16 protein-coding genes and 1 tRNA gene are annotated in these 21,608 nt (G+C 34.4%); 14 read left to right on the forward strand and 3 right to left on the reverse strand.

The annotated features are described in order from the left end of the window. Nucleotides 1–33: 33 nt before the first annotated feature. Nucleotides 34–104, forward strand: a tRNA-Gln gene (locus ABWO08_RS00170). A gap of 102 nt (nt 105–206) precedes the next feature. On the opposite strand, the gene ABWO08_RS00175 is transcribed toward ABWO08_RS00170, so the two are convergent. Continuing rightward, complete coding sequence (locus ABWO08_RS00175) at nt 207–1,031, reverse strand: universal stress protein (RefSeq protein ID WP_353082797.1); 825 nt, start codon at nt 1,029–1,031, stop codon at nt 207–209. A 170-nt stretch (nt 1,032–1,201) separates the two neighbouring features. Between ABWO08_RS00175 and rimP the strand changes: the two genes are divergently transcribed. Genes rimP through infB form a run of 3 tightly spaced genes read left to right on the forward strand, consistent with a single transcriptional unit; the run spans nt 1,202 to nt 5,687 of the window. Further along, nucleotides 1,202–1,669, forward strand: a complete 468-nt coding sequence (gene rimP / locus ABWO08_RS00180; RefSeq protein WP_353082799.1) for a ribosome assembly cofactor RimP — start codon at nt 1,202–1,204, stop codon at nt 1,667–1,669. Between the two features lie 8 nt (nt 1,670–1,677). Next, the gene (nusA, locus tag ABWO08_RS00185) at nt 1,678–2,919 is read left to right on the forward strand and encodes a transcription termination factor NusA (protein ID WP_353082801.1); all 1,242 of its coding nucleotides are present in this window, start codon (nt 1,678–1,680) and stop codon (nt 2,917–2,919) included. A gap of 38 nt (nt 2,920–2,957) precedes the next feature. Beyond that, nucleotides 2,958–5,687, forward strand: coding sequence for a translation initiation factor IF-2 (infB, locus tag ABWO08_RS00190; protein ID WP_353082803.1), 2,730 nt, complete (start codon nt 2,958–2,960; stop codon nt 5,685–5,687). A 47-nt stretch (nt 5,688–5,734) separates the two neighbouring features. On the opposite strand, the gene ABWO08_RS00195 is transcribed toward infB, so the two are convergent. Further along, nucleotides 5,735–6,124 carry an SPOR domain-containing protein gene (locus tag ABWO08_RS00195; protein ID WP_353082805.1) on the reverse strand — a complete coding sequence of 130 codons (390 nt, stop codon included), beginning with the start codon at nt 6,122–6,124 and terminating at the stop codon, nt 5,735–5,737. A gap of 209 nt (nt 6,125–6,333) precedes the next feature. On the opposite strand from ABWO08_RS00195, the gene ABWO08_RS00200 reads away from it, so the two are divergent. The 10 genes from ABWO08_RS00200 (at nt 6,334) to queG (ending at nt 19,907) form a co-directional block, all read left to right on the forward strand. Then, entirely contained in the window at nt 6,334–7,689 is a 1,356-nt protein-coding gene (locus tag ABWO08_RS00200) for a c-type cytochrome (protein ID WP_353082807.1), read from the forward strand. Between the two features lie 33 nt (nt 7,690–7,722). Beyond that, nucleotides 7,723–10,782: a TAT-variant-translocated molybdopterin oxidoreductase gene (locus ABWO08_RS00205; protein ID WP_353082809.1), complete on the forward strand. Its 3,060-nt coding sequence runs from the start codon at nt 7,723–7,725 to the stop codon at nt 10,780–10,782. Nucleotides 10,783–10,818: 36 nt separating this feature from the next. After that, nucleotides 10,819–12,222 (forward strand): NrfD/PsrC family molybdoenzyme membrane anchor subunit, encoded by a 1,404-nt coding sequence (gene nrfD, locus ABWO08_RS00210; RefSeq protein ID WP_353082811.1) that lies wholly within the window; start codon nt 10,819–10,821, stop codon nt 12,220–12,222. A gap of 8 nt (nt 12,223–12,230) precedes the next feature. Beyond that, nucleotides 12,231–12,758 carry a DUF3341 domain-containing protein gene (locus ABWO08_RS00215; protein ID WP_353082813.1) on the forward strand — a complete coding sequence of 176 codons (528 nt, stop codon included), beginning with the start codon at nt 12,231–12,233 and terminating at the stop codon, nt 12,756–12,758. Nucleotides 12,759–12,764: 6 nt separating this feature from the next. Then, complete coding sequence (locus ABWO08_RS00220) at nt 12,765–13,328, forward strand: c-type cytochrome (protein ID WP_353082815.1); 564 nt, start codon at nt 12,765–12,767, stop codon at nt 13,326–13,328. A 27-nt stretch (nt 13,329–13,355) separates the two neighbouring features. After that, entirely contained in the window at nt 13,356–14,855 is a 1,500-nt protein-coding gene (locus tag ABWO08_RS00225; RefSeq protein ID WP_353082817.1) for a quinol:cytochrome C oxidoreductase, read from the forward strand. 19 nt (nt 14,856–14,874) lie between these two features. Next, nucleotides 14,875–16,041: a cytochrome c oxidase subunit II gene (locus tag ABWO08_RS00230; RefSeq protein WP_353082819.1), complete on the forward strand. Its 1,167-nt coding sequence runs from the start codon at nt 14,875–14,877 to the stop codon at nt 16,039–16,041. Nucleotides 16,042–16,063: 22 nt separating this feature from the next. Beyond that, nucleotides 16,064–17,869, forward strand: a complete 1,806-nt coding sequence (locus ABWO08_RS00235) for a cytochrome c oxidase subunit I (RefSeq protein ID WP_353082821.1) — start codon at nt 16,064–16,066, stop codon at nt 17,867–17,869. Between the two features lie 80 nt (nt 17,870–17,949). Beyond that, a complete protein-coding gene (gene ruvB / locus ABWO08_RS00240; RefSeq protein ID WP_353082823.1) occupies nt 17,950–18,972 on the forward strand; it encodes a Holliday junction branch migration DNA helicase RuvB in 1,023 nt (340 codons plus the stop codon). A 2-nt stretch (nt 18,973–18,974) separates the two neighbouring features. Beyond that, nucleotides 18,975–19,907, forward strand: coding sequence for a tRNA epoxyqueuosine(34) reductase QueG (queG, locus tag ABWO08_RS00245; protein ID WP_353082825.1), 933 nt, complete (start codon nt 18,975–18,977; stop codon nt 19,905–19,907). On the opposite strand, the gene recJ is transcribed toward queG, so the two are convergent. Then, nucleotides 19,904–21,595, reverse strand: a complete 1,692-nt coding sequence (gene recJ / locus ABWO08_RS00250) for a single-stranded-DNA-specific exonuclease RecJ (protein WP_353082827.1) — start codon at nt 21,593–21,595, stop codon at nt 19,904–19,906. The two genes, queG and recJ, sit on opposite strands and share 4 nt — an antisense overlap. Between the last annotated feature and the right edge of the window lie 13 nt (nt 21,596–21,608).

The raw sequence follows: 21,608 nt of genomic DNA on the forward strand, positions 1-21,608 counted from the left end.
TTATATTAAATTTGCACCCGCAATAGCGCTTATTGGTCTATGGTGTAATGGTAACACAACTGTTTTTGGTGCAGTCTTTCTAGGTTCGAGTCCTAGTAGACCAACAGAAAAACTCCTCAAGAAATTGAGGAGTTTTTTGTTTTTATAAATTACACATTATAAAAAAACCCTCAAGTAGAGGGCTTTTTTATTGTAGAAAAATCTAATTAGATTTTAAAAGTAACTACTGGTCGTTTAGCGTGGTTTACTAAGTCTTCGCTGATGCTTCCGTTAAAGAAGTGAGAAAGACCTTTTCTTCCGTGCGTGCTCATTCCGATAAGATCGGCATTAATGCTGTTAGCAAAATTTAAAATTCCTTTTTCAACATTAGATTCGTTATAGATATGAGTAACTACTTTTTTTACATTGAATCCCTTTAAGAAATTATCCATTGTTTCTTGTGCCACTCCTGTTGATTTAAAATCATTCGGAGTGTTAACAGTTACTAAGTGTAAAGTTGCATCAAATTTATTAGCAAAATTTACTACTTTACTAAATGGCGCTTTTATTTCATCAGAAAAATCAGAAGCAAAAACAAAATCATTCACTTGAAAATTATCTTCCTTTTGTTTAATTATTAATACAGGCACTTCTGAGTTGCGCACCACTTTTTCGGCATTAGAACCGATAAACATTTCTTTATAGCCACTAGCTCCATGAGAACCCATAACTATAAGATCAACATCGTTTTTTTGACTTATTTTTAAAATTCCGTCAAATGCCATTTCAAATTGAATGATTTCAGAAACTTTGATTCCGTCTAAAAAATCAGAATCCATTAATTCTTCTAATTTATTGATGGCAGCATTTTTGAAAAACATAATTTCCGGAATGTCACTACCAGAGCCTATTGCATCACTTCCTTGTGAAGGTAGTTCTAACATGTGTAATAATATGATTTCTCCATTATTTTTTTTGGCAATTTGAGCGGCCACTTTTAAGGCATATTCAGCGTTTTTTGAAAAGTCGGTAGGAATTAGAATTTTTTTCATGATTGTAGATTTATTATTATTATCATTTTATATACCAAATATTACATTAAAGGTACAAAAAAATATAAAAGCCTTTGATTTAATTATAAAATATTTTTCTATATTTGCACCGTTATTAAACAATAATGGTATAATGAGGGAAGCACTGCTTCCCTCTTTTTATAAATATTATGACATTTAAAGAGCAGGTAGAACAACAATTAAATAACAGTTTGTTAGAAAAGCCCAGTCTTTTTTTGATAGACATTTCAATTTCAGATAGTTATAAAATTGTTGTAACTTTGGACGGTGATAACGGAGTAACGCTGCAGGATTGCATTGATGTAACAAGAGCTATAGAAAGCAATTTAGACAGAGAAGCTCAAGATTATTCATTAGAAGTAGCCTCGGTTGGCGTGGGATCACCATTAAAGTTGGTTAGACAATACATAAAAAATATTGGAAGAACTTTAATAGTTAAAACAAATGAGGCCACTATTGAAGCAGCACTTACCGCTGCAGACGATACCAAAATAGTGCTTTCATGGGAAGCTAGAGAACCAAAAAAAATAGGAAAAGGAAAAGAAACGGTTTTAAAAAACCAAGAAATACCATATAACGAAATAAAACAAGCAGTTGTTACAGTAAATTTTAATTAATAGAATAGATGGAGAATATTGCATTAATCGACTCGTTCTCAGAGTTTAAAGATGATAAACTTATTGACAGAGTTACGCTTATGGCGATCTTAGAAGATGTTTTTAGAAACGCTTTAAAAAAGAAGTATGGTTCTGATGACAATTTTGATATTATCATAAATCCCGATAAAGGAGATATGGAAATTTGGAGAAGAAGAGTTATCGTTGCCGACGAAGATTTAGATTTAGAAAATGAGGAAATTACCTTAACTGAAGCCAGAAAAATTGAAGCCGATTTTGAAATTGGTGAAGAAGTTTCTGAAGAAGTGAAATTAATAGACTTAGGAAGAAGAGCTATTTTGGCTTTACGCCAAAATCTTATTTCTAAGATACATGAGCATGACAACAACAATCTTTATAAGCAATTTAAAGATATTATTGGCGAGATATATACTGCCGAAGTTCATCATGTGCGTCCAAGAGTAGTCATTTTGATTGATGATGAAGGGAACGAAATTGTATTGCCAAAAGAAAAACAAATTCCTTCTGACTTCTTCCGTAAAGGAGATAATGTAAAAGGTATTATTGAAAGCGTAGAACTAAAAGGAAATAAACCTCAAATAATTATGTCTAGAACTGCCGAAGTTTTCTTAGAAAAATTATTTGAACAAGAAATTCCAGAAGTTTTTGACGGTTTAATTATGATTAAAAAAGTAGTAAGAATTCCTGGTGAAAAAGCAAAAGTAGCTGTTGATTCTTATGATGATAGAATTGATCCAGTTGGAGCATGTGTTGGTATGAAAGGGTCTCGTATTCATGGAATTGTTCGTGAATTAGGAAACGAAAATATTGATGTAATCAACTATACCACTAACCCAACCTTATTAATTTCTAGAGCTTTGAGTCCTGCAAAAGTATCTTCTGTTAAAATTAACGAAGAAACAAAGCATGCCGAAGTGTTTTTAAAATTGGAAGAAGTTTCTAAAGCAATTGGTCGTGGAGGTCAAAATATTAAATTGGCTGGTCAATTAACAGGATACGAATTAGATGTAATTAGAGAAGGAAGCACCGTAGAAGATGACGATGTTGAATTAACAGAATTCTCGGATGAAATTGATGGTTGGATCATTGATGAATTTGCAAAAATTGGTTTGGATACTGCAAGAAGTATTTTGAAACAAGATGTTGCCGATTTAGCAAGAAGAACTGATCTAGAAGAAGAAACTATTCAAGAAGTAATGCGCATATTGAAAGAGGAGTTTGAAGACTAATTTTTCACCAATATAAATAAGAATTTACAAAAGATTTTATGTCTGAAGAAAGAAATATTAGAATAAACAAAGTTTTAAGGGAGTTAAACATTTCCTTAGATAGAGCTGTCGATTATCTTAAGGATAAGGGTATCGCTATTGACGCCAATCCAAATGCTAAGATTTCCAGCAATGAATTTGATATTCTTCAAAATCAATTTGCCGGAGATAAAGGCAATAAAGAGGCTTCTAAAGGAATTAGCGAAGAAATTAAGAAGGAAAAGGAAGCACTTCGTGTAGAAAGAGAAAAAGAAATAGAAGACAAAAGAAAGCTAGATGAAGCCCGTCAACAAGCAGAGCTAATAAAAGCTAAAACTGTAGTTGCAGGTCCTAAGCAAATAGGCAAAATTGATTTAAATCAAAAAGCAGCTGCTGCTTCAAAATCAGAATCAGACAAAAAACCTGCTACTAAAAAAGCAGAAACAGTAAGTGAAAAAAAGACTGTCAAAGCAGAAGTTATTACTCCAGTAAATGAAGTAATAGAGAGTACATCAGAAGTAATCGATGAAACACATGCTACACAATATCAAAATCTTACTGGTCCAGTATTAACAGGTCAAAAAATTGATTTAGCTCAATTTAATAAACCTAAGAAAAAAGAGGAAACTCCAAAAATTAATAGTGGAAGCAAGTTAGATACAAATAAAAATAAGCGTAAAAGAATTCCGCCAAAACCAGGTGAAGCTCGTCCTGTAAATCCTGGAGCTCCAGGTGGAGCAAATAGACCAGCTGGCCCAGCAGGAAACAAATTTACTGCAAATAAACCTGGTGGTGGAGGTTTCCAAAAAGGAAATAGACCTGCAATTGTTCAAAAAGTTGAGCCTACCGAAGAAGAGGTTAAAAACCAAATTAAAGAAACACTAGAAAGACTGCAAGGAAAAGGAAATAAATCTAAAGCAGCCAAGTACAGAAGAGATAAAAGAGACACCCACCGTCAGCGTACGGATGAGGAGCAAAGAGCTATTGAAGAAGGAAGTAAAACTATTAAAGTTACTGAATTTGTTACTGTAGGTGAGGTAGCGTCTATGATGGATGTGCCAATTACTAAAGTAATTGGAGCTTGTATGTCTCTAGGAATCATGGTTACCATGAATCAACGATTGGACGCTGAAACACTTTCAATTGTTGCAGATGAGTTTGGTTATGAAGTTGAATTCATTACTACCGATATTGAAGAAGCAATAGAAGTTGTAGAAGATAGAGAAGAAGACTTAGTAACTCGTGCTCCAATTGTTACCGTTATGGGTCATGTTGACCACGGTAAAACCTCTTTATTGGATTACATCCGTAAAGAAAATGTAATTGCAGGAGAATCTGGAGGAATTACACAACATATAGGTGCTTATGCAGTACAATTAGACAACGGACAAAAAATCACATTCCTTGATACACCAGGTCACGAAGCGTTTACCGCAATGCGTGCTCGTGGTGCTCAAGTTACAGATATTGCTATTATTGTGGCTGCTGCCGATGATGACATCATGCCTCAAACTAAAGAAGCCATTGCTCACGCTCAAGCGGCAGGAGTTCCAATGATTTTTGCTATTAACAAAATTGATAAACCAGCAGCTAATCCAGAAAAAATTAAAGAACAATTAGCAGGTATGAATTTACTTGTTGAAGATTGGGGTGGAAAATACCAATCTCAAGATATTTCTGCAAAAGTTGGTACTGGGATAAAAGAACTTCTAGAAAAAGTATTATTAGAAGCGGAGTTATTAGAATTAAAAGCCAATCCAAATAAGCCTGCTGTAGGAACTGTTGTTGAAGCACAGTTAGATAAAGGTAGAGGATATGTTTCAACTATTTTAGTACAAGCGGGTACTTTAAAGGTAGGAGATTATGTATTAGCCGGTAAAAATCATGGTAAGGTTAAAGCCATGCATGATGAAAGAGGAAATAATATTTTAGTTGCAGGTCCAGCAACACCTATATCTATATTAGGTCTTGATGGCGCGCCAACTGCAGGAGATAAATTTAATGTTTTTGAAGAAGAAAGAGAAGCAAAACAAATTGCTGCTAAACGTACACAATTAATGCGTGAACAATCTGTTCGTACACAAAAACACATTACACTTGCCGAAATTGGTCGTCGTATTGCTTTAGGACAATTTAAAGAATTGAATATTATCCTTAAAGGAGATGTTGATGGATCTGTTGAAGCATTATCTGATTCCTTCTTGAAATTATCTACCGAAGAAATTCAAATCAATATTATTCATAAAGGAGTTGGAGCAATTACAGAAACTGATGTTATGTTGGCTTCTGCATCCGATGCGATTATTATCGGATTTAATGTGCGTCCTGCTGGAAATGCAAGACAACTTGCTGATAAAGAAGAAATCGACATCCGTAATTACTCGATCATCTACGATGCAATTGATGACTTGAAAGACGCAATGGAAGGCATGTTATCGCCAGTAATGAAAGAAGAAATCACAGGTACAGCCGAAATTAGAGAAATTTTCAAAATCTCGAAAGTGGGAACTATTGCTGGATGTATGGTTACTGATGGTAAAATATTTAGAAACTCTAGAATTCGAATCATCCGCGAAGGAGTTGTTGTTTTCACCGGTGAGCTTACTGCATTAAAACGATTTAAAGACGATGTAAAAGAAGTTGCAAAAGGTTACGATTGCGGTATTCAAATTAAAAATTACAACGACATCGAACAGTTGGATATTATCGAAGCTTTCCAAGAAGTAGAAGTGAAGAAAAAACTGAAATAGTTATAAGTTTAAAGCATAAAAAATCCCGAGTAATCGGGATTTTTTTGTTATTTATTTGGCTTAATTATTATTGCACTAGGGTATTTTTTCTTAATTAGATTCAAATTTCGTTCGGCTTCAATTCTTGATTTAAAATTACCAATCCATACTTTATATATCGGAGTGCTAAAAACAATAGTGGCATCGTAATCTTTATTGTCCTTTTTAAACTGAATCAAGATTTTTTTCGACTCTTCACTCGAGCCATTAAAAATTTGAATTTTAAATGGACTATTAATTGTAATTGAGGAATTTACTTTTCTTTTTTCCGATATTAATTGTTCAATTTTTGGATCTTGCGTTACCGTAATTTCTTGAGCAATTAATGTGTTAAAATTTATAAATATTAGAAAAATATAAACGCACTTTGAACTGCTAATTTTTGTTATAAAACTCATAATTAATTGATTTTAATGCAAATGTAAAACTTCTCAAAAGAAATAAAACTCTTTTATTATTTAGAATTAGTATAAATTATAAATTAAGATATTTTTGGGTTTTGAGAATAGTTCATATATTGTATTTTTGCTCAAGTTTTTAAATAAGTGAATTGGGTTTTAAATTAAAAAAAAATCAATCACAATTTAGTCGATAATCATTTTATAATATGAAAAAAGTGGGTAACCATAATTCGATTTCCAGAATTTATTCATTTGGGTTAGCGGTATTGCTAACAATCTCCTTGTCAACATTCGCGCAAACAGCACCACCTGCAGCTGCTACACCAGCAGCTCCTGCAGCAGATGCTACTGCAATGAAAGCTGATGCAGCTCCTGCCGCAGGAGGAGCAGATGCAGTAAAAGGAAAAGAATTATTCAACACAAATTGTGCAGCATGTCACAATTTAGACAAGGCTATGACAGGTCCAGCTCTTAGAGGAGTTTCTGCTCGTCATAAAAAAGAATGGCTTTATAGTTGGATAAAAAATAGCTCTGCCTTAATTAAATCTGGTGATGCAGCTGCAGTTAAACTTTGGGAGCAATATAAGCCTTCTGTGATGACTGCTTTTCCTCAATTATCAAATACCGATATTGATAATATCATAGCCTATACTGATGAGGTTAAAGCAGAAGTTCCTGCCGCATCAGCAACTGCTCCTGGCGCAACTACTGCAAACGATAGCGGAATTTCAAATGATATTATTCTTGGCGCGCTATCCTTAGTAATGTTAATGTTGGTGATTATGTTGTTCTTAGTTAACAATGTGTTAACTAAAATAGCAAAAGCTAACGGAATTGAAGTAGCGAAAAAAGAAGCAACTTTACCTATTTGGAAAGCTTTTGCTAAAAATCAATTTTTAATGGTTGTTTCTGCAATTGTATTCTTATTAGCAAGTGCTTATTTCATGTATGGATTCTTCATGCAAGTTGGTGTTGACCAAGATTATGCGCCAATTCAACCAATTCATTATTCACACCGAATTCACGCTGGAAATAATAAAATTGATTGTAAATATTGCCACTCATCAGCTAGAGTAAGTAAAAATGCTGGAATTCCTTCATTAAATGTATGTATGAATTGTCATAAAAACATTTCAGAAGTTTCTGACACTACTTCAACTGTTGATGGACACACTAAAGCATTTTATGATAATGAAATCAAAAAATTATATGCTGCAGTGGGTTGGGATGGAACTAAATACACTGGTAAAACACAACCAGTTAAATGGGTAAGAATTCATAATTTACCAGACTTTGCTTATTTCAATCACTCACAACACGTAACTGTTGCTGGTATTGAATGTCAAAAATGTCACGGACCAGTTCAAACTTACGAAGTACAAAAACAATTTGCTCCATTAACAATGGGATGGTGTATTGATTGCCACCGTCAAACCGAAGTTAAAATGGAAGGAAATGCTTACTATGATAAAATTCACAAAGAACTTTCTAAAAAATATGGTGTAGACAAATTGACTGCAGCACAAATGGGAGGTTTAGAATGTGGTAAGTGTCACTATTAATCAAATTATTAAGATCTAATATATATATATACGATGTCATCTAACAAAAAATACTGGAAAAGTGTTGAGGAACTAAACGAAAATAGTTCTATTGTTGAGACGCTAAGAAATAATGAATTTATTGAAGAAATTCCAACTTCAGATTTTCTTTCAGATAAAGATTCATTAGCTTCTTCATCAACTACTCGTCGTGATTTCTTAAAGTACGTTGGTTTTACCACAGCTGCTGCTTCGCTAGCTGCTTGTGAAGGACCAGTTCACAAATCAATTCCTTATGTGGTTCAGCCAGATACAATCATTCCTGGTGTTGCAGATTTTTATGCAACTACTATGTTTGATGGTTTTGATTTTGCAAACCTTTTAGTAAAAACAAGAGAAGGTCGTCCAATTAAAATTGAAAACAACACTATTGAAGGATCTAAGTTTGCTGCCAATGCAAGAGTTCACGCTTCTGTATTGTCATTATATGATAGCATGCGACTTAAATCTCCTAAAATGGATGCTAAATCTGCTACATGGAGCGAAGTAAACGCTGCTGTTAAAGCAAGTTTAGCAGATGCTAAAAGTAAAGGTAAACAAGTTGTATTGTTAACGAATACTCTAGCAAGTCCATCTTCTGAAAGATTAATTGCAGATTTCATTGCAAAAAATCCAACAGCGAAACACGTTGTTTATGATGCAGTTTCAGAATCTGCTGCTTTAGATGCTTTCGAAACTGTTTATGGTGAAAGAGCACTTGCAGATTATGATTTCTCAAAAGCAAATACTATAGTTGCACTTGATGCAGATTTCTTAGGAGATTGGCAAGGTGGAAGCTATGACGCTGGTTATGCAAAAGGTAGAGTGCCTCAAGCAGGTAAGATGTCTAAGCATTTTCAATTTGAAGCAAACATGACACTTTCGGGTGCTGCTGCAGATAAAAGAGTGCCAATGTCTGTTGCAAATCAAAAACTAGCATTAGTTAAAATATATAATGTAATTACTGGATCTTCAGTAGCTACAGGTAAAATAGAAAATGAAGCGGAAGTTGTTAAAGCTGCCAATCAGTTGAAAGCTGCTGGAAGCAAAGGACTTTTAGTTTCTGGAATTCAAGATAAAAACGCTCAGTTATTAGTTTTAGCAATTAATCAAGTTATTAAAAGCGAAGCATTAGCAACAGCTGGAGCAAGATTAATTCGTAAAGGATCTAATGAGAAAGTTGCGCAATTAATTGCTGATATGAATGCGGGTTCAGTTCACACATTAATTATGAGTGGTGTAAATCCGGTATATACTTTAGCAAACAGCAGCGCTTTTGTAGCGGGTCTTAAAAAAGTAAAAACATCAGTTGCCTTTTCTCTAAAAGAAGATGAAACTGCAGAAGTAGTTAATATAGCTGCTGCTGCTCCTCATTATTTAGAGTCTTGGAATGACCATACGTTAACTAAAGGGACTTTCTCTTTGGTTCAACCTACAATCAGACCTTTATTCAATACCAAACAATTTCAAGAAGCTTTAATGTATTGGAATGGAGTTGCGGGTACTTATTATGATTATGTAAAAGCTACTGCTGCTTCTTATATTGCGGGAAGTACTTGGAATAAAGTGTTACACGATGGATTAGTTGTTTCTGGAGCTACTGCAATTGCAGGTGGTACTGCTGATTATAGTGGTGCAGCTGCTGCTTTAGCAAAAGCGACTCCTTCTAAAGATTTTGAATTAGTATTGTATACTAAAACAGGTTTAGGAGATGGACAACAAGCTAACAATCCATGGTTACAAGAGTTTCCAGATCCAATTACAAGAGTATCTTGGGATAATTATGTTACTGTTTCTCAAGCAGACGCAACTAAATTAGAATTAGAAAACAAAATTGTTGCAAATGGTGGTCTTAACGGAAGTTATGCTACATTAACAGTTAATGGAGTTAAACTTGAAAACGTACCAGTAATTGTTCAACCAGGACAAGCAAAAGGGACTTTAGGTTTAGCGCTTGGATATGGTAAAAAAGCTTCATTAAAAGAAGAAATGCAAGTGGGTGTAAATGCGTACTTGTTATACAATAACTTTAATAATGTTCAATCGGCTACACTTACTAAAGGAAGTGGAGAGCATGAGTTTGCTTGTGTTCAATCACAAAAAACTTTAATGGGTAGAGGAGACATCGTTAGAGAAACTACACTTGAAATTTTCAACACTAAAGATGCTAAAGAATGGAATCCAGTTCCTATGGTTTCTTTAGATCACAAAGAAGTAGAAGCTACTAAAGTAGATTTATGGGAATCATTTGATCGTTCAATCGGACATCACTTTAACTTGTCTATCGATTTAAATGCTTGTACAGGTTGTGGAGCTTGCGTTATTGCTTGTCATGCTGAAAACAATGTTCCAGTAGTTGGTAAATCAGAGGTAAGAAGAAGTCGTGATATGCACTGGTTGCGTATTGATAGATACTATTCGTCTGAAGATACTTTTGCTGGAGATAATGAGAAAAAAGAAAACTTTGACGGATTATTTGGAGATAAAGGGTCATTAGGAGGTTTTGGAAGCATGGAGCATCCTGCAGACAATCCACAAGTGGCTTTCCAACCAGTAATGTGTCAACATTGTAACCACGCACCATGTGAAACTGTATGCCCAGTTGCTGCAACTTCTCACGGTCGTCAAGGTCAAAACCAAATGGCATACAACAGATGTGTTGGTACTCGTTACTGCGCTAACAACTGTCCGTATAAAGTTCGTCGTTTTAACTGGTTCTTATACAATAATAACAGCGAATTTGATTACCATATGAACGACGATTTAGGTCGTATGGTTATCAACCCAGATGTAAACGTTCGTTCTCGTGGGGTTATGGAAAAATGTTCTATGTGTATCCAAATGACACAAAAAACTATTCTTGACGCAAAACGAGATGGAAGAGAAATTAAAGATGGTGAATTCCAAACAGCTTGTTCAAATGCTTGTTCTTCTGGAGCAATGAAATTTGGAGATGTAAATGATAAAGAATCTAATGTTGCTAAGTTATCTGAAGACAAAAGAATGTATCATTTATTAGAGCATGTTGGAACTAAACCAAACGTTTTCTATCACGTAAAAGTTAGAAATACCTAGTATAAAAAGAATTATTAAGAAACAAGATAAAGGATTATGTCGTCTCACTACGAAGCACCCATTAGAAAACCATTAGTTATAGGTGATAAAAATTATCACGATGTGACTGTAGATGTTGCTGCCCCAGTTGAAGGTAGAGCAAACAAACAATGGTGGACCGTTTTTTCAATCGCATTAGCAGCTTTCCTTTGGGGAATAGGTTGTATCGTTTATACTATATCTACTGGTATTGGTTCTTGGGGACTAAACAAAACAGTAGGTTGGGCTTGGGATATTACCAATTTCGTTTGGTGGGTTGGTATTGGTCACGCAGGAACTTTAATTTCTGCAGTACTTTTACTTTTCCGTCAAAGATGGAGAATGGCTATTAACCGTTCTGCGGAAGCAATGACTATCTTCTCGGTAGTGCAAGCAGGATTGTTTCCAATCATCCACATGGGTCGTCCATGGTTGGCTTATTGGGTAGTTCCAATTCCTAACCAATTTGGATCATTATGGGTTAACTTTAACTCGCCATTACTTTGGGACGTATTTGCAATTTCAACGTACCTTTCAGTATCATTAGTATTCTGGTGGACTGGTTTACTTCCTGATTTTGCTATGTTAAGAGATAGAGCAGTAACTCCATTTACAAAAAGAATCTATTCTATTTTAAGTTTTGGATGGAGTGGTAGAGCTAAAGATTGGCAACGTTTTGAAGAAGTATCTTTAGTACTTGCAGGTTTAGCTACTCCACTAGTACTTTCTGTACATACTATCGTATCTATGGACTTTGCTACTTCGGTAGTACCAGGATGGCATACCACAATTTTCCCTCCCTACTTCGTTGCTGGAGCGGTATTCTCAGGATTTGCAATGGTAAACACCTTGTTAATCATTATGAGAAAAGTATCTAATCTTGAAGCTTACATCACTATTCAACATATCGAATTAATGAACATTGTAATCATGATTACAGGTTCTATCGTTGGGGTTGCTTATATTACAGAATTATTTGTAGCATGGTACTCTGGTGTTGAATACGAACAATATGCATTCTTAAATAGAGCAACAGGACCTTACTGGTGGGCATACTGGTCAATGATGACTTGTAACGTATTCTCTCCACAATTTATGTGGTCTAAAAAATTAAGAACTAGTATCATGTTCTCATTTATCATCTCCATTGTGGTAAATATTGGTATGTGGTTTGAGCGTTTTGTAATTATCGTTACTTCTTTACACAGAGATTACCTTCCATCTTCATGGACAATGTTCTCTCCTACATTTATTGATATCGGTATTTTTACAGGTACTATTGGTTTCTTCTTTGTATTGTTCTTATTATATGCTAGAACTTTCCCAGTGATTGCTCAAGCAGAGGTGAAAACAATCTTGAAATCATCTGGAGAAAATTACAAAAGAGAAAGAGAAAACAATAATCATTCAGATAAACATTAATAGTTGTTATGAGTAGTAATAAATTTATACACGCTATATACAATGATGATGATATATTAATGGATGCTGTAAAGCAAACCAGAGAAGCACACCATCATATTGAAGAAGTATTTACTCCATTTCCGGTTCACGGATTGGATAAAGCAATGGGATTACCATCAACACGATTAGCTATTTGTGCTTTCATCTACGGATGTATTGGAATTACAGTAGCAACTACCATGATGGATTTTATCATGATTCAAGATTGGCCACAAGATATTGGTGGAAAACCAAGTATGAGTTACATTCAAAACATGCCTGCTTTTGTACCAGTTATGTTTGAAATGACTGTATTTTTTGCAGCGCACTTAATGGTTATTACTTTTTATATGAGAAGTAAATTATGGCCATTTAAACAAGCAGAAAATCCAGATGTAAGAACTACAGATGACCATTTCTTGATGGAAGTTGCTGTAAATGATAATGAAAAAGAACTAACTACTTTCTTGAAAAAAACAGGAGCTGTAGAAGTTAAAGTAATTGAAAAGAACTAAACAGACATGAAAAGTTTATTAAAAATAACATTAGTATTAGGAATAGTAATTTCCTTTTCTTCTTGTAAGGATAATGGAGCTCCAAATTATCAATACATGCCTAACATGTATGAATCGGTTGCTTATGAAACCTATTCAGAATCATCAGCATTTAATTCTCCAAATGGTTTACAAGGAAAAGAAGGCCAATTGCCACCTGTAGGAACAGTTAAAAGAGGCTATGTACCCTATGAATTTCCAAATACTCCAGAGGCATATAATGCAGTTAAGGCTGCCAACATAGCTTCTCCATTAGATCCTGCAAAAATTGATATGAAAAAAGCAGAAGAGCTTTATAATATATATTGCGCAATTTGCCACGGAACTGCTGGTGATGGTAAAGGAAATTTAGTTACCCAAGGAAAATACTTAGGAGTTCCTAGTTATGCTGATAGAGTAATTAATCAAGGAAGTATTAATCATGTAATTAATTACGGATTAAACTCAATGGGTTCATACGCCAATCAATTAGACCAACAAGAGCGTTGGATGGTTGCTGCCTATGTAATGCAACTAAAAGGACAATTATAATACTTGAACAAACAGATTCTTATAGATATGTATACAATTTCAAAAAAATTAAAAACCACTGCACTTATTCTAATGACTTTAGGATTAGTAGGTATTGTGTATGGGTTTTTAGCTGCGCCAAAAACTTTAGAAGATGCAGAAGCAATTATTGCTGCTAGCCACCATGAAGGACATAATGCAGAAACAGTTAAAGAAGATGCTAAAGCGGTTGCAATGCCAACTGAAGAAGCAACACATGCAGAAGCAACACACGCAGAAGCAGTTGCATCAAAAGATACTACAGCTGTAGCACATGATACTTTAGTTGCGGCGGTTGACACTGCTAAAACTGAAGAAGTTGCAGTAGAAAAAGCTGCTACTCACCATGAAAGCGCAGAAGAATTGGCAAAAGAAAAAGAAGAGCATGCAGAACATGTATTGCATCAATTGCAAAATAAACCTTGGGCTGCTTTATATGTAGCTTGTATTTTCTTCATGTTAGTTTCACTTGGAGTACTTGCATTTTATGCAATTCAACAAGTTGCTCAAGCAGGATGGTCTCCAGTTTTATTTAGAGTTATGCAAGCAATTACAGCTTATTTACCTGTTGGGTCTGTAATTTTCTTTATATTATTATTCGTTACTGGAATGCATTTATTTGAATCAAATCATTTATTTGCATGGATGGCAGAAGGAATTACTGAAAAAGGAAATCCTAATTATGATGAAATTATCGCAGGTAAATCAGGGTATTTGAATTTTGCATTTTGGATCTCAAGAGCTGCAATCTTCTTATTAGGTTGGAATTTATACCGTTATATTTCAAGAAAAAATTGCTTAGCTCAAGATGAAGCTAATGACGATACTTTCTACAAAAAGAACTTTAAATTATCAGCTGGATTCTTAGTATTCTTTATCGTTTCAGAATCAATTATGGCATGGGACTGGTTAATGTCTTTTGACCCACACTGGTTCAGTACTTTATTTGGATGGTATGTATTTGCAAGTTTCTTTGTAAGTGGAATCACTACAATTTCAATGGTTACTATTTACTTAAAATCAAAAGGATATTTAGAGCATGTTAATTCAAGCCATATTCATGATTTATCAAAATTCATGTTTGGATTAAGTGTTTTCTGGACTTATTTATGGTTCTCTCAATTTATGTTAATTTGGTATGCTAATATCCCAGAAGAAGTTACATACTTTAAAACAAGAATTGATTTATACACATTACCATTTTGGGGTGCTGTTGTAATGAACTTTGTATTCCCATTGTTAGTTCTTATCAATACCGATTTCAAACGCGTAGCTCCAATCATTGTTGGCGCAGGTATTGTAATATTATGTGGTCACTATATTGATTTCTTTAATATGGTTATGCCAGCTACAGTTGGAGACCAATGGTTTATCGGTGTATCAGAAATTTCATCTGTTTTATTCTTTTTAGGATTGTTTATTTTCGTTGTATTTACTGCTTTAACAAAAGCACCACTTACTCCAAAACGCAACCCGTTTATAGAAGAAAGTAAACATTTTCATTATTAATATTTAAAGTAAACAACAAATGACGAGTTTATTAGTAATTCTTGTTTTAGTTTTATTATCTGTTGCTATGTGGCAACTAACTAAAATTTTCGATTTAACTCAAGTTGGCAAAAAAGGAGAAGAGTCTCTTGTAGCTGATGATAAAGACAATAAAGTTAATGGGTATTTATCTTTTGCCTTTTTAGCGTTCATTTATTTAATAACAATATATTGTTTTGCTTATTACGGAAAATTTCCATTAATGAGTAATTCAGCTTCTGTTCACGGTAAAGAAGTTGATCAATTAATGTGGATCTCAATGATCTTAATTTTTATTGTTCAAACAATTACACAAGCATTGTTATTTTACTTTTCATACAAATACAGAGGTAGAAAAGGTCAAGTTGCTACTTATTTTTCTGATAACAACAAATTAGAATTTATTTGGAGCTCTATTCCAGCTATAGTATTAGCAGTTCTAATTTTCTTTGGATTATTTACATGGAATGACATTATGTTCATTAATGAAAAAGTTGAAAAACCAATTGTTATTGAAATATACGCTCAACAATTTAAATGGACAGCTAGATATTCTGGTGCAGATAATGTATTAGGAAAAGCAAATGTTCGTTTAATTGAAGGAGTTAATACATTAGGAGTTGATCTTTCTGATCCAAATGCTCAAGATGATATTGTAACAGATGAATTACACCTTCCAAAAGGGAAGAAAGTTATTTTCAAAATACGTTCTCAAGATGTATTGCATTCAATGTATATGCCTCACTTTAGAGCGCAAATGAATTGTGTTCCTGGTATGGTAACTCAATTTGCTTTTATCCCATCTATGACAACTGAAGAGATGAGAGAAACCCCAGAAATGATTGAAAAAGTAGCTAATATCAATAAAATTAGAGAAGAAAATAGTATAGCTTTAGTTGCAGAAGGTAAAACAGCTTTAGATCCTTATACTTTTGATTTTTTATTGTTATGTAATAAAATTTGTGGAGCATCTCACTATAATATGCAAATGAAAATTGTAGTAGATACTCCTGAAGATTACAAAAAATGGTTAGCTGGCAAAACCTCTTTAGTAAAATCTGTTAAAGAAGAGCAAGCTGCTAAGGATGCTGAAAAAAATCCAGTAATTAAAGATACCACTGCAGTAAAAGTTGACACTACAATAGTAGCGGCAGCAAAAACAAAATAATAAATAATATATTTTATATACTATGAGTCACGCACACGATAATCACGCAATAGATCACGCAATAGATCACCACGAACACCACCATAAAGACACGTTTATTACTAAATACATTTTTAGTATAGACCACAAAATGATTGCTAAACAATACTTGCTTACAGGTATTTTTATGGGAATTATTGGTGTTGGAATGTCTTTGCTTTTTAGACTTCAATTAGCTTGGCCAGAACAATCTTTTAAAGTATTTAGTTTCTTTTTAGGAGAAAAAATGGCTCCAGGTGGAGTTATGACCAATGAAGCATACTTGTCTTTAATTACTATTCACGGAACCATTATGGTGTTTTTCGTTCTTACGGCCGCACTGAGTGGTACCTTTAGTAACCTATTAATTCCATTGCAACTTGGAGCACGAGATATGGCTTCTGGGTTATTAAATATGATATCTTATTGGTTATTTTTCTTATCAAGTGTTATAATGGTATGGTCCCTATTTGTAGAGTCAGGTCCAGCATCTGCAGGATGGACAATATATCCTCCATTAAGTGCCTTACCTCAAGCAATTTCAGGTTCGGGTATGGGAATGACACTTTGGTTAGTTTCTATGGCGATATTCATTGCAGCTTCTTTATTAGGATCTCTGAATTATATCGTAACCGTAATCAATTTAAGAACAAAAGGAATGTCTTTAACAAGAATGCCACTTACTATTTGGGCTTTCTTTATCACAGCTGTAATCGGTGTTATATCTTTCCCAGTATTATTATCTGCAGCATTATTATTAATAATGGATAGAAGTTTTGGTACTTCTTTCTTTTTATCTGATATTTATTTAGCAGGTGAAGTATTAAATTATCAAGGTGGTTCTCCAGTATTATTCGAACACTTATTTTGGTTCTTAGGTCACCCTGAAGTATACATCATTCTTTTACCTGCATTAGGAATTACCTCTGAAGTAATTGCAACTAACTCTCGTAAACCAATCTTTGGATACAGAGCGATGATTATGTCAATTCTTGCAATTGCATTCTTGTCAACAATCGTATGGGGCCACCACATGTTTATATCAGGAATGAATCCGTTCTTAGGTTCGGTATTTACATTTACAACCTTATTAATTGCAATTCCATCGGCTGTAAAAGCGTTTAACTATATTACTACTTTATGGAAAGGTAACTTGCAATTAAATCCAGCAATGTTATTTTCTATCGGATTAGTTTCTACATTCATAACTGGAGGTTTAACAGGAATCATCTTAGGAGATAGTACTTTAGATATTAATGTTCATGACACCTATTTTGTTGTGGCACACTTCCACTTAGTAATGGGTATTTCTGCACTTTACGGAATGTTCGCTGGAATCTACCACTGGTTCCCTAAAATGTTCGGAAGAATGTTAAATAAAACCTTGGGTTATGTTCACTTTTGGGTAACTGCAGTTTGTGCTTATGGAGTATTTTTCCCAATGCACTTTATCGGAATGGCAGGTCTTCCAAGAAGATATTATGAAAACACAAACTTCCCATTATTTGATGATTTACAAGATGTGAATGTGGTAATCACTACTTTCGCAATCGTTGGTGGAGTTTTCCAATTAGTATTTTTATACAACTTCTTTAGTAGTATTTTCTACGGAAAAAGAACTGTACAAAATCCATGGAGATCTAATACTTTAGAATGGACTGCTCCAATTGAGCACATTCACGGTAACTGGCCAGGAGAAATTCCTGAAGTTCACAGATGGCCATACGATTACAGTAAGCCAGGGCATGATGAAGATTTTGTTCCTCAAAACGTTCCAATGAAACCAGGTGAAGAAGAATTACACCACTAGGAAAAAAAATATATTTTTAAAATGCCTCTCAATTTTGAGAGGCATTTTAATTTACCTCTACTTTGTTATATATTTGTAATATGAACGAAAATTTAGATCCTACCAATTCCAATTATAACTCCGAAGAGCTCGACCTTGAAAAAAAGTTAAGGCCGCTTTCTTTTGATGATTTCACTGGGCAAGAACAAGTTTTAGATAATCTAAAAGTTTTTGTGGAAGCTGCTAATCAAAGAAATGAAGCGTTGGATCATACCTTATTTCATGGCCCTCCCGGATTGGGAAAAACTACATTAGCTAATATCTTGGCTAATGAACTAGGAGTCGGAATTAAAATTACTTCTGGGCCTGTATTAGATAAACCAGGTGACTTAGCAGGGCTACTTACTAATTTGGAAGAGCGCGACGTTCTTTTTATTGACGAAATTCATCGTTTAAGTCCTGTTGTAGAAGAATATTTATATTCGGCTATGGAAGACTTTAAAATAGATATTATGATTGAATCTGGGCCTAATGCTAGAACCGTTCAATTAAATTTAAATCCGTTTACTCTTGTTGGTGCTACAACACGTTCTGGTTTACTTACGGCTCCTATGCGCGCACGTTTTGGAATCCAAAGTAGATTACAATATTACAACACAGAACTATTAACTACCATTGTTCAAAGAAGTTCTGCAATCTTAAAGATGCCAATTACTATGGAAGCTGCTATCGAAATTGCAGGTAGAAGTAGAGGAACTCCTCGTATTGCCAATGCGCTTTTAAGACGAGTTCGAGATTTTGCTCAAATAAAAGGTAACGGAAAAATAGATATTCAAATTGCCCAATATTCATTACAAGCTTTACATGTAGATGCGCATGGACTTGACGAAATGGATAATAAGATTTTGAATACCATAATCGATAAATTTAAAGGAGGTCCAGTTGGTCTATCTACATTAGCAACTGCGGTTTCTGAAAGTGGAGAAACTATTGAAGAAGTATATGAGCCCTTCTTAATTCAAGAAGGTTTTATTATTAGAACTCCAAGAGGTAGAGAAGTTACTGAAAAAGCATACAAACACCTGGGTAAAATAAATACTAATATTCAAGGCGGATTGTTTTAATTTTGATAAACATAAGAGAAAAATACACGCAATTAATTAAAGCCGAATCCAAAAGACTCGGCTTTCTTTCTTGCGGGATATCCAAAGCAGGTTTTCTCGAAGAAGAAGCCCCTCGATTGGAATCCTGGTTGAATAAAAACAACCACGGTCAAATGTCTTATATGGAAAACCATTTTGACCTGAGATTAAATCCAACTTTGTTGGTTGATGATGCTAAAAGTGTCATCTCTCTTTTACTTAATTATTTTCCTTCAGAAGAACAAAATACAGACAGTTATAAAATATCAAAATATGCCTATGGGCATGATTATCATTTTGTAATTAAAGAAAAATTAAAGGAATTACTGCATACCATTCAATCGGAAATTGGTGCAGTTTCGGGTAGAGCTTTTGTCGATTCAGCTCCTGTATTAGATAAAGCTTGGGCAGCCAAATCGGGGTTGGGATGGATTGGTAAAAACAGCAATTTAATTTCTCAAAAAACAGGCTCTTTTTTCTTTATTGCCGAATTAATTATTGACCTCGAACTAGAATATGATCATGCCACTACGGACCATTGTGGAACCTGTACTGCTTGCATTGATTCGTGTCCTACCGAAGCAATTGTATCGCCATATGTCGTAGATGGAAGTAAGTGTATTTCTTATTTTACAATTGAACTCAAAGACAATCTCCCGCAAGAAATGAAAGGTAAATTTAACGACTGGATGTTTGGTTGTGATGTATGTCAAGATGTGTGCCCATGGAATCGTTTTTCAAAACCTCATTCCGAGCCCTTGTTCAATCCCAACAAAGAATTGTTGTCTTTTACCAAAAAAGATTGGGAAGAAATCACCGAAGATACTTTTAATAAAGTGTTTAAAAATTCGGCAGTGAAACGCACTAAATTATCGGGCTTAAGTAGAAATATTAAGTTCTTAAAAGGGGAATTTTAGTTCTTCAAATCTTTAATTCGCAATTGAACGGTTACCGTTCCCTTAAATTCATTTTCATCAATACAATAAACTGCGTCAAAAGGTTTTTGATTTGAAATCTGATTTAGTTTGTTGCCCATAAAAAATGCAATTGCACCAAAACCTTCCGAATTTTCTTGTTTCACAAATAATTTCAAATGCTCTTCCTCTTTTCCTAAAAGCTTAGGATATCCAGTGTCTTTTATGTTTTTAGTCATAAAAACAGGAGTCATATTTTCAGGACCAAAAGGCTCAAACTGATTTAATACCCGAATTAATTTGGGTGAAATATCCGATAAATTAATTTCGGCATCAATTTCAATTTCTGGAATAAGTAATTCAGAAGAAATAGTGTTACGAACTTCCTTTTCAAAAGCAGCTTTAAACGCTTCATAATTTTCTTCTTTCAAAGTCATTCCAGCAGCGTATTTGTGTCCGCCAAATTGCTCCAAATGCATGGAACAAGCTTCAATGGCATTATAGACATCAAAATCTTTTACTGATCGTGCCGAAGCGGCAAGTTTGTCTCCACTTTTAGTAAAAACAATCGTAGGCCGGTAATAGGTTTCGGTTAATCGTGAAGCTACAATTCCAATCACGCCTTTGTGCCAATTTTCTTGATAAATAACGGTAGTGAAATTCTCTTTTTCGTTATTGTCTTCAATTTGTGCAAGAGCTTCAACTGTTATTTGTTTGTCCAACCCTTTTCTGTCCGAATTGTGTTGTTCAATTTCGGAAGCAAATTGTTCCGCTTGATCCAAATCATATTCCGTTAAAAGTGCAACGGCTTCATTTCCGTGTTTGATCCTTCCGGCAGCGTTTATCCGCGGAGCGATAATAAAAACCACATCAGTTATGGTGAGTGATTTTTTATTTACATTTTGAATTAATGCCTTTATCCCAGGTCTTGGATTCGAATTAATAACCTCTAAACCGTATTTAGCCAAGATTCTATTTTCTCCAGTTATAGGTACGATATCGGCAGCAATTGCTGTAGCAACCAAATCCAAATAATGAATCAAATCTTCTAGCATTTGGCCTCTTTTTGAAGCAAGGGCTTGAATTAATTTAAACCCAATTCCGCATCCGCAAAGTTCATCATATGGATACGAACAATCATCCCTTTTAGGATCTAAAATAGCAACCGCATTAGGTAATTCATCTCCTGGGCGGTGGTGATCGCAAATGATAAAATCAATATTTTTAGCATTCGCATACGCAATATGATCGATCGATTTTATTCCGCAATCTAGCGCGATGATTAAGGAAAATTCATTGTCTTCGGCAAAATCAATTCCGGTATAAGAAATTCCATAACCTTCGTCGTATCTATCGGGGATGTATGTGGCAACATTTGGATAATAACTTTTCAAATAACTCGAAACCAACGAAACGGCAGTGGTTCCATCTACATCGTAATCACCAAAAACCAATATGTTTTCACCTTTAAGAATCGCTTCTTCAATACGAACAACCGCTTTATCCATGTCTTTCATAAGAAACGGATCATGCAAATCGGTTAACGAAGGACGAAAAAATGATTTGGCCTGATCATAGGTTTCCACGCCTCTTTGAACCAAAAGGGTTGCAATAAGCGCATCTACTTGAAGTTCGTTTTGTAGCTTTTGAACTTTCTCTTTTTCGGGCTTTGATTTTAAGGTCCACCGCATAAGTAGGGATTAA

Origin of the sequence: Flavobacterium sp. (genome assembly GCF_040383245.1) — a bacterium.
Classification (GTDB): Bacteria; Bacteroidota; Bacteroidia; order Flavobacteriales; family Flavobacteriaceae; genus Flavobacterium.